The sequence below is a fragment of the Lacisediminihabitans sp. genome, assembly GCF_043726815.1.
Lineage (GTDB): Bacteria > Actinomycetota > Actinomycetes > Actinomycetales > Microbacteriaceae > Lacisediminihabitans.
Window position 1 is genome coordinate 20,886 of sequence record NZ_JAYSJZ010000077.1, and the last position, 9,648, is coordinate 30,533.

The 9,648-nt window shown below is 67.5% G+C and carries 7 protein-coding genes; 1 reads left to right on the forward strand and 6 read right to left on the reverse strand.

Annotation, left to right across the window (positions count from 1 at the left end):
- Positions 1 to 30 precede the first annotated feature (30 nt).
- The 5 genes from ACHZD8_RS11700 to ACHZD8_RS11720 all read right to left on the reverse strand — a co-directional run bounded on the left by ACHZD8_RS11700 (position 31) and on the right by ACHZD8_RS11720 (position 6,848).
- Positions 31 to 1,386 carry a PLP-dependent aminotransferase family protein gene (locus ACHZD8_RS11700; RefSeq protein ID WP_394770602.1) on the reverse strand — a complete coding sequence of 452 codons (1,356 nt, stop codon included), beginning with the start codon at positions 1,384 to 1,386 and terminating at the stop codon, positions 31 to 33.
- A gap of 165 nt (positions 1,387 to 1,551) precedes the next feature.
- Complete coding sequence (gene trxA / locus ACHZD8_RS11705; RefSeq protein ID WP_331900645.1) at positions 1,552 to 1,878, reverse strand: thioredoxin; 327 nt, start codon at positions 1,876 to 1,878, stop codon at positions 1,552 to 1,554.
- A gap of 29 nt (positions 1,879 to 1,907) precedes the next feature.
- Complete coding sequence (gene trxB, locus ACHZD8_RS11710; protein ID WP_394770608.1) at positions 1,908 to 2,885, reverse strand: thioredoxin-disulfide reductase; 978 nt, start codon at positions 2,883 to 2,885, stop codon at positions 1,908 to 1,910.
- 130 nt (positions 2,886 to 3,015) lie between these two features.
- Positions 3,016 to 4,683: a murein biosynthesis integral membrane protein MurJ gene (gene murJ, locus ACHZD8_RS11715; RefSeq protein ID WP_394770603.1), complete on the reverse strand. Its 1,668-nt coding sequence runs from the start codon at positions 4,681 to 4,683 to the stop codon at positions 3,016 to 3,018.
- Entirely contained in the window at positions 4,680 to 6,848 is a 2,169-nt protein-coding gene (locus tag ACHZD8_RS11720; protein WP_394770604.1) for a DUF6049 family protein, read from the reverse strand. Before ACHZD8_RS11720 ends, murJ begins: the two co-directional genes overlap by 4 nt.
- A 126-nt stretch (positions 6,849 to 6,974) precedes the next feature.
- Between ACHZD8_RS11720 and ACHZD8_RS11725 the strand changes: the two genes are divergently transcribed.
- The gene (locus ACHZD8_RS11725; RefSeq protein WP_394770605.1) at positions 6,975 to 8,399 is read left to right on the forward strand and encodes a CCA tRNA nucleotidyltransferase; all 1,425 of its coding nucleotides are present in this window, start codon (positions 6,975 to 6,977) and stop codon (positions 8,397 to 8,399) included.
- Here ACHZD8_RS11725 and ACHZD8_RS11730 read toward each other — a convergent pair.
- Positions 8,396 to 9,475 (reverse strand): inositol-3-phosphate synthase, encoded by a 1,080-nt coding sequence (locus ACHZD8_RS11730; protein ID WP_394770606.1) that lies wholly within the window; start codon positions 9,473 to 9,475, stop codon positions 8,396 to 8,398. The two genes, ACHZD8_RS11725 and ACHZD8_RS11730, sit on opposite strands and share 4 nt — an antisense overlap.
- Positions 9,476 to 9,648 lie beyond the last annotated feature (173 nt).

Below are 9,648 nucleotides of genomic sequence, written 5' to 3' on the forward strand. Positions count from 1 at the left end.
CTCTCTTCACTGGTTCCGACCGGCCGGCGGCTAGTCGGTGTTGGGCGGCGGGCTCGCGATGCCCTGTTTGAGCGGAATCGTGGCGAGCGGCGTGGTCTGGGAGAAGGTGTTGAGCAGGTCGATCTCGCCGTTGATCACCGTGGACAGCCGACGGATGCCCTCCCGGATGAAGTCCGGAGTCGGGTAGCAGAACGAGAGCCGGATGTTGTTGCGTCCGTTGCCGTCGGCGTAGAACGCGGTCCCCGGCGTGTAGGCCACGAGCTCCTTCACCGCGCGCGGGAGCATGGCCTTCGAGTCGAGGTGGGACGGCAGGGTCGCCCAGACGTAGAACCCGCCGTTCGGCACGGTCCAGGAGAGCTGGGGCAGGTACTCGGCGAGGGCACCGAGCATCGCATCGCGACGATCGCGGTAGATGCCCCGGAAGGTATTTATCTGTTCCTTCCAGTCCGCGGTGTTGAGGTACTCCGTGATCATCAGCTGGCTGAACGAACTGGGGGAGAGCACCGCGGCCTCGTTGGCGAGGATGAGCTTCTCGCGGATGGCGTGCGGGGCCAGCGCCCAGCCGACCCGAAAGCCGGGAGCCAGCGTCTTCGAGAAGGTTCCGAGGTAGATCACGCCGTCTTCCTCCACCGAGCGCATCGCTTGGGGAGGGGGCGAATCGAAGTAAAGCAACCCGTAAGGGTTGTCTTCGAGCACCAGAATGCCGTGAGAGCGGCAGATTTCGAGGATTTCGAGCCGACGCTCCCAGCTGAGGGTCACCCCGGCCGGATTGCTGAAGGTCGGAACCGTGTACAGGAACTTGATCGGCTTGCCCGCCGCCCTCAACCGGGTGATCGCCTCGCGCAGGGCCTCGGGGATCAGGCCGTGCTCGTCCATGGGAACGTGCTGGATGTCCGCCTGGAAGGAGTTGAAGACCACCATGGCGGTCACGTAGCTCGGCCCCTCGGCGAGCACGACGTCCCCGGGGTTGATGAAGAGCTTCGTCACCAGTTCGAGGGCGTGCTGGGATCCGGTGGTGACGACCACGTCATCCACACTCGCCCGGATGCCCTCGAGCGCCATGATCTCGAGGATGTGCTCGCGGAGCGCCGGAACGCCCTGCCCGGAGCCATACTGCAGGGCCTGGGGGCCGACATCCCGCATCATCCGCTCGAAGGCGCCGGCGATGAGCTCACTCGGCAGCGCGGAGACGAACGGCATGCCGCCGGCCAGCGAGACCACCTCGGGGCGCGAGGCCACGGCGAAGAGGGCACGCACCTCGGAGGCGCTGAGGCCGGCCGTGCGGTCCGCGTACAGGTCGTACCACGGGTCGAGGTTGGTTCCGGCGCCGGGCAGGCCGGCGTCGCGTTGGGTCGCGTGGTGGGGCGACGTGCCGTGGCTGGTCATCTGGGATCCCGGTTGTGCGAAGAGGTGGCGAAGCTTAAACAATAGACGGTGGCGTCTGGGGCGCCCCCGTTGGGCCGTCTCAGACCGAAATGCGACGAAAAAGGGCCCGCCCACTGAGCGTGGACGGACCCTGGAATCGTGCGGGCTAGGACAGCCCGCCGACTACTACTTGAGCCACTCGGCGAAGTCCGCCTCGAGGGCCGGCTTCGGCTTGGCGCCGATGACACTCTTGACGACCTCGCCACCCTTGAACAGCTTCATGGCCGGGATCGAGGTGATCTGGTACTTGGCCGCGATCTCCATGTTGTCGTCGACGTTCACCTTGACGAGCTGGATCTTGTCCGCGTGCTCGGAGGCGATCTGGTCGAGGATCGGGCTGACCGCGCGACACGGGCCACACCATTCGGCCCAGAAGTCCACAAGCACGAGCTTGTCGGAGTCCAGCACGTCGGCCTGGAAGCTGGCGTCGGTCACATCTTTGGCAGTTGACATCGATTTCTCTCTTTTCGCTTGGATCGGCTCTAGGCCGATACGGTTTCGGGCTCAGGCAAGGCGGTCGCTCTGGCGAGCAACTCCTTGGGGATGGAGGCGAGGTAGTGCTCGGCGTCGAGGGCGGCCACGGTGCCCGAACCGGCGGCGGTGACGGCCTGCCGGTAGGTGGGGTCGAGAACGTCACCAGCGGCGAAGACGCCGGGGATGTTGGTGCGCGAGCTGCGGCCTTCGACGGCGAGCGTGCCGTCCGGGTTGATGTCCAGCTGGCCGTGCACGAGGTGGGTACGGGGGTCCGCGCCGATGGCCACGAAGAGGCCGCTGACATCCAGGGTCGTCTCCGAACCGTCCGTCGTGTCGACGAGGCCGAGGCCGGTCACCGCGCCGTCTCCATAGATGTGCTCGACGGTCTTGTTGAAGACGAACTCGATCTTGGGATTCTCCAACGCGCGATCCTGCATGGTCTTGGAGGCGCGAAGGGTGTGGCTGCGGTGGATCACGTAGACCTTGTCGGCGAACTTCGTGAGGAAGGTGGCCTCCTCCATCGCCGAGTCGCCGCCGCCCACGACCGCGATGTTCTTCTTGCGGAAGAAGAACCCGTCACAGGTGGCACACCACGAGACGCCGTGGCCGCTGAGGCGCTCTTCGTCCTCGAGTCCGAGCTTGCGATACGCCGACCCGGTGGCGAAGATCACGGTGAGGGCCTCGTGCACGTCCCCGTTTCCCAGGGTGACCCTCTTGACGTCACCGCTCAGCTCGAGCGACGTCACGTCGTCGAGCACGATCTCGGTTCCGAATCGCTCCGCCTGGGCCTGGAAGGCCGCCATCAGGTCCGGGCCCTGGATGCCCTCCGGGAAGCCCGGGTAGTTCTCCACCTCGGTGGTCTTCATGAGCTCGCCGCCCGCCTCAACCGAACTCGCGATGAGCAGCGGGTTTAGGTTGGCTCGAGCGGCGTAGATCGCCGCCGTGTAGCCGGCGGGACCGGAACCGATGATGATGGTCTGACGCAACTGGAACATCTCCTTGGATGACGGTGGGCGCGGGCCTCTGCCCGCTCCACTTCCCGGTACAACACATCCTATTCGCACGATATTCCATGGCCCCGAAAGCCCGGCGGACCCGGCAACGATCGGCCGGAAATCAGCGTCGGCGGGCGAATCTCGCTCTCACGACGCTCGTGACGGAGGTGAGCTCCGGGTTGCGGAAGGCGAGGAGCAGGCCGAGGTACACGGCCCCCATCACCGCCGCGGCGATGACGATCGACAGGAGCGCGGAGAATACTCCGGACTGGGCGAAGCCGTCCGGCGAGTAACCGCCGAGGAGGGCGACCACGCCGACGCCGACGACGCCGGCGGCGAGCGACAGCACGAGGTATTGCAGGTGCCGACGCAGAATGAGGGCACCATCCATGCCCTTCAGCCGGCGGCGAACCAGCACGATCGCCACCACGGCCTGCGCGCTACCGGCTAAGGAGGTTACAGCGGCGATGCCCACGCCGATCCACGCCGTCGGGAGCATGATGCAAAGCAGGGCACCGATCACGAACAGCCCCGATTGCACGCACTGCATGAAGAAGGGCGTGCGCGTGTCACCGAGCGCGTAGAACACCCTCTGCAGCACGAACAGCATGCTGAACAGGATGAGTCCGGGCAGGAAGGCCAGGATCACATTGCCCATGCCGGCGACATCCGTGAATCCGGTGTTGGTGAAGACCCGGGCGAACGGATACGCGACGACCGAGAGACTCACCGCGGCGAACACGATGAGAAGCCCGATGGCGCGGAGCGAGGCGGAGAGGTCCTCGCGCATTCCGCCGAGGTTGCCGTCTCTCGCGTGGCCGCTCATTCGGGTGAAGTAGGCCGTGGCCACCGACACCGCGATCACCGAGTGTGGAAGCATGAAGATGAGCCAGGAGTTCTGCAGGGCGAGGGTCGACGCCCCGGTGTCCGCGGCGATGGAGGCCACCCGGCTCTGCACGATTCCGGCGAGCTGAGTGATGAGGATCATGCCGAACAGCCAGCCGGCGGCCTTGCCGGTGGCGCCGAGGCCCACCCCTCGCCAGCGGAAGTCCGGCCGGTAGCGGAGTCCGGCGCGCTTCCAGAACAGGAAGAGCACGAGCGCCTGCGCGGCGACGGCGAGAGTGGTGGTGGAGCCGAGCAGGGTGATGCGGGCCGTGTCCCAGACCTCGACCGTGCTGTTCTGCTCGGCCGCGCCGAAGGCGATCATGAAGATCACGAAACCGACGATCGAGACGACGTTGTTGAGCACCGGCGCCCAAGTGAACGGGCCGAAGACCTGCCGGGCGTTGAGCACCTCGCTTAGAAGGCTGTAGAGCGCATAGAAGAAGATCTGGGGCAGGCACCAGTAGGCGAACGCCGTCGCGAGCGCGAATGCCGACGGGGTGAAGCCCCGGCCCGAGGTCGACTGCACGGCGTAGATGCTGACGAGGGCCGGCGCGGCGAGGGTCGCGGCGATCGTGACGACGGCGAAGACCACGATGCCGAGGGTGACGACGCGGTTGATGAATTGCTGGCCGCCGTCTGAGTGCGTTGCCGCACGCACGATCTGCGGCACGAGAACCGCGCTCAGGACGCCGCCGGCGACGAGCGCGTAGATGTTGTTGGGCAGCTGGTTGCCGACAGCGAACGCGTTGCCGGCGGCGAGTTGGCCGATGGTGAGCGCCAGCACGGCCGCGCGCACGAAACCCAACACACGGGACACCACGGTGCCGGCGGCGAGGATCGCGCTCGCGCGCCCCAGCCGGGCCGGGGGCTCCACGGCCGCAGCGGGGTCGACGGGGTCGCTCACGAGGCCGGGGTCCCTGGGGCGTCGGCCTCGGCGGGGGCATCGACCGGGGCGGGGGTCCCGTCCGGCTGATCGCCGGACTCGTCGCCCGCGGGCTCCTTGCCCTTGCGCCGCTTGCGGATGTTACGCCAGATGCCGAATCCGAAGACACCGACGACCAGGGCGGCCACGACAGCGGTGAAGGCGGTCTCCCATCCCGCCTGCACCTCTACTCTGGTCTGCACCGGTCTTCCGATCGGGATGTTGGTCGCACTGGACAGCGTCGTGTCGATGAGCACCTCGCCGTTGGCCACGGATCGGATCGGCACCGATGCCTTGGCCTGCGAGTTCGCCTCGATGGTGAGCTCCACTCGCGGTTCGAGCACCTCGAGGATGCCGGTGGGAGACCGCACGCTCACGTAGACGGTGACCGGCCAGGGCAGCTTGTTGCTCACCGTCACCGGCAGCGGACTGTTCTGCGAGGTGAGGAACAGTGAACTGCTTTCGGCGATGCTCACCGAGTCGAGGATCGTGGTCGACCTGGCCAGGTACTTCGCGTTCGCGGCTGCCAGCCCGGAATCATCCGCGGTCCACGAGTTCGAGAGCAGCGCGAGCAGGCTGAGCCGGCGTTCGGTGGTGAGCAACGAGGGGTCGGCCAGCACCGAGGAGAAGTTGCCGACCTGCGCCTCGGAGGCCAGGAGGGCCTTGATGGTGGCCACCCGAGCGGCGGGCACCGGCTTCGCGGTGAGCGCCGCGTTGATCGGCTCGCCCGCGGTGGCCACTGCCGCCACGGTGGCCGGGGTCGCCCACGGCAGGGTGGCGAGCGCGTCCAGGGTCTGGGACAACCGCGGCTCGGCTCCCGTCCCCGAGCGGCCCAGGGTCGACAGCAGGGTGCGCGACTCCGCCAGGCGTTCCCGGCCGACGACGGCGATCGACCCGGAGAGCCTCACCATCGCGTTCTCCCACGCGAGCTGCGACGTGGTCCCGGCCGCTGCCCGAAGCAAGCTGGAGAGCGTGTTGTCCGAGACGACGACGCGATGCTTGTCGATCGTCGCCGCGGCGCTCGGCGTGTAGTTGACGGTGTACGACACGTTCGAGGAATTCAGGATGGTGGTGCTGAGGCCGAACGAGTCGAAGGAGTCGAGGTCCGCCTCCACCACGGTGTCGTCGTTGGGCCAGCCGATCTTGTCGATCGTGTACGGCCAGGCGACGAGGCTCTCGGGAGTCGGCAGCGGACTCACCGGCTCGCCGGTGGGCGTGGGCGTGGGCGTGGGCGTCGGGCCGTCGGTGGGAGAGCCCGTCTGGGGCGACGGGGACGCCGTGGTCGCACCGGGGAACAGGGTCGGGTCGATCGGGAACGCGGTGGGGGTGAGAAGCCGCTTCGACCCGGCCTGGGTCGCGCCGGCCAGATCCGAGTCGGCGTAGCTGAGGGCGAAGGTGTCGTTCGGCGCACCCTCGAGTCGAGACAGCCACTCGGTGGCGGACGGCGGAGCGGTGTCGCCCAGGATGCGGATGGAGGCGAGCAGCATCGGATCGATTCCGATGGCGACATTGCGCCCGATCACCGCATCGAGGTCGTGGGAGAGGATGCCCCCGATCCCCGTGTACGTGGCGAGCAGGTCGGCGGGGATGAGCCCCGTCGCGGGGTGGGGAACCGTCAGCGGGAAGGCGACCGCAAGGCCGGTGGCCGAGACCGGACCGCCCGGTGCCCACACGATGTCGGTCCTGGCCTGGGCGACGACGCTGCCGCCGCTGCGCACCGTGACGGCGGTGGTGCGGGTGCCCCACGAGGATTGGGCGCTCAAGGTCACGGATGCCGCCGGCACCGTGATCACGACGGGAACGGAGCGTCCCGCCGGCACCTCGGGGGTGCCGGTCTCGAAGATCCGCGTGCCGAGCTTGTCGTCGCCGAGAATGGAGTCGGAGTCGTGCCAGCCGGCCAGATCGGTGCGCGACGAGACGGCGGTGCGGTTGAGCGACACGGTGGCAGTGCCCGCCGGAATCGCCTGGTTGCCGGAGTTGGTGATCGTGCCGCTGAGCACGAGGTCCTGGCCCGGCGCCAGTGTGCCGAGGGCCGCCGGAGCGAACGTCGCGACGACCGCGGGTGGTTCGGCCGCCTCCGCCGCCACGGGCAGCACGATGGCACCGATGGCCATGGCCAGCGCAATCAGGGAAGTGACTAGTCTCATAGGCGATTGGGGTCGGCACCACGAGAATTGCTTGGCCGTCCCCAAGTGATTCTAGGGTCATCCACCTCGGCGCCGCCTGTGCCGGCCGACCACGCGCCGTGGACGGCCGCTACTAGTCTGGGAGCCATGGAAAGCGTCGCTTCGGCAATTCAGCGGCTGTCGGACCTCGCCGAGTCCCCGCACATTTCACGCCTCGCGGCCGCCTTTGCCGCCCAGGGCTTCGAGTTGGCCCTCGTCGGCGGCCCGGTCCGCGACGCCTTTCTGGACCGCCCGCTCAACGATCTCGACTTCACCACGGATGCGCGCCCGGACGAGATCCTTCGCATCGTGAAGCCGATCTCCGACACCCACTGGGACATCGGGCGGGCCTTCGGCACCATCGGCGCGCTCATCGACGGCCACACCGTGGAGATCACCACCTACCGCAGCGACGCCTACGACGGCGAGACGCGCAAGCCCATCGTGGACTTCGGCGATTCGCTCGAGGGAGACCTGGTGCGCCGCGACTTCACCGTGAACGCGATGGCGCTCAGGCTTCCGCAGAAGCAACTCGTCGACCCGTCGGGCGGGCTCGAGGACCTGGTCGCGCGCCGCCTCACCACCCCCGGCACGCCGGAGCATTCCTTCGGTGACGATCCGTTGCGCATGCTTCGCGCCGCCCGGTTCACCTCTCAACTCGGTTTCGCGCTCGACGAGCGGACGCGCTCGGCCCTCTTCGCGCTCGCCGACCGCATCTCGATCATCTCCGTCGAGCGCATCAACGACGAGATCAGCAAGCTGCTCTGCAGCCCGTCACCGCGCGAGGGCCTTCAGCTGCTCGTGGACAGCGGCCTCGCCGCGATCGTGCTCCCGGAGCTTCCCGCCCTGCGGCTGGAGATCGACGAACACCACCACCACAAGGACGTCTACGAGCACAGCCTCACCGTGCTCGATCAGGCCATCGAGCTCGAGACCGAGCGCAACCCGGGCGAGGCCCCCGACCTCATCCTGCGTCTCGCCGCCCTGCTGCACGACATCGGCAAGCCGGCGACGAAGCGCACGGAGGCGGGCGGCGTTGTCACCTTCCACCACCACGACGTCGTCGGCTCGAAGCTCGCGAAGAAGCGGTTGCGCGAGTTGCGCTACGACAACGAGACCATCGCCGACGTTTCCCGGCTTATCGAGCTGCACCTGAGGTTCTTCGGCTACACCGAGGGGGCCTGGACGGACTCGGCGGTGCGCCGGTACGTGCGGGATGCCGGCCCACTGCTGGAGCGGCTGCATATCCTCACGCGGGCCGACGTGACAACCCGCAATCGCCGCAAGGCCGACCGGTTGTCATTCGCCTACGACGACCTCGAGGAGCGCATCGTGACGCTCGGCCTCGAGGAGGAGCTTGCCGCGATCCGCCCGGACCTGGACGGCGAGCAGATCATGGAGATCCTGTCGCTGCCGCCGGGGCGCGAGGTGGGCGAGGCCTACCGATTCCTGCTCGAGCTTCGACTCGAGGAGGGCCCGCTGGGCACCGAATCGGCCGCCGACCGCCTGCGCGCCTGGTGGGAATCCCGCTAGCGCGCCCCGCCGTGTTCGCGGATGAACTCCTCGAGCAGTTCTCGGGCGACCGGGTCGGGGTGTTGCCGCGGCGGACTCTTCATGAAGTAGGCGGATGCCGCCTCGAGAGGTCCGCCTAGTCCGGCATCCAGGGCGATCTTCGCCGCCCGGATGGCGTCGATCACGACCCCAGCCGAGTTGGGCGAGTCCCAGACCTCGAGCTTGTATTCCAGAGTCGTTGGCGCGTTGCCGAAACCGTGCCCCTCCAGCCGCACGAAGGCGAGCTTGCGATCGTCCAGCCAGGGGATGTGGTCGCTCGGCCCGATGTGCACGTCCCGCTCCGGGAGGGTCACGTCGATGTTGCTCGTCACGGCCTGGGTCTTGGAGATCTTCTTCGACTCCAGCCTCGTGCGCTCGAGCATGTTCTTGAAGTCCATGTTTCCGCCCACGTTCAGCTGGTACGTGCGGTCGAGCACCAGTCCGCGCTCCTCGAAGAGCCGAGCGAGCACGCGGTGGGTGATCGTGGCGCCGAGCTGGCTCTTGATGTCGTCGCCGACGATCGGGATGCCCGCCGCCTCGAACCTCGCGGCCCAGACCGGGTCGCTCGCGATGAACACCGGAAGGGCGTTCACGAACGCGACGCCGGCGTCCAGCGCCGCCTGGGCGTAGTGCTTCGCGCCTTCTTCCGAACCGACCGGCAGATAACAGACGAGCACGTCGGCGCCGGAGTCACGCAGGGCCTGGGCGACGTCGACGGCGGCGGCCTCGGATTCCTCGATCACGTCCCGGTAGTACTCGCCGAGCCCGTCGAGGGTCGGGCCGCGCTGCACGATCACGCCGGCCGGTGCGACATCGGCGAAGCGCAGCGTGTTGTTCTCGCTCGCCCAGATCGCCTCGGAGAGATCCACCCCCACCTTCGCGGCGTCCACGTCGAACGCCGCGACGAACGAGATGTCGCCGATGCCGTAGTCGCCGAAGCGGGTGTGCATGAGACCGGGGACCGTCTGCGTCTCATCAGCATCGGCATAGAAGGTGACGCCCTGGACGAGCGCGTTAGCGCAATTGCCGACCCCGGCGATGGCGACCTTGACTGGCATGCGTAGAGAGCTCCTTGTTTCTTGCACGGGCAACTGACTACACTAGGCAGGTTATCCATTGCCTTTCGGCGTGGCCAACGATGCCAAAACCCTCCTGTCACAGATCGTCTGTGGCCGTTCTAGTCCAAAGGAGGTGGGTTAGTTATGCATCAGTACGAACTAATGGTAATTCT

What these genes read in the sequence shown, in the direction of transcription:
- ACHZD8_RS11700 (WP_394770602.1), bottom strand. Translation starts at nt 1,386, where the DNA reads ATGACCAGCCACGGCACGTCGCCCCACCACGCGACCCAACGCGACGCC.
- trxA (WP_331900645.1), bottom strand. Translation starts at nt 1,878, where the DNA reads ATGTCAACTGCCAAAGATGTGACCGACGCCAGCTTCCAGGCCGACGTG.
- ACHZD8_RS11720 (WP_394770604.1), bottom strand. Translation starts at nt 6,848, where the DNA reads ATGAGACTAGTCACTTCCCTGATTGCGCTGGCCATGGCCATCGGTGCC.
- ACHZD8_RS11725 (WP_394770605.1), top strand. Translation starts at nt 6,975, where the DNA reads ATGGAAAGCGTCGCTTCGGCAATTCAGCGGCTGTCGGACCTCGCCGAG.
- ACHZD8_RS11730 (WP_394770606.1), bottom strand. Translation starts at nt 9,475, where the DNA reads ATGCCAGTCAAGGTCGCCATCGCCGGGGTCGGCAATTGCGCTAACGCG.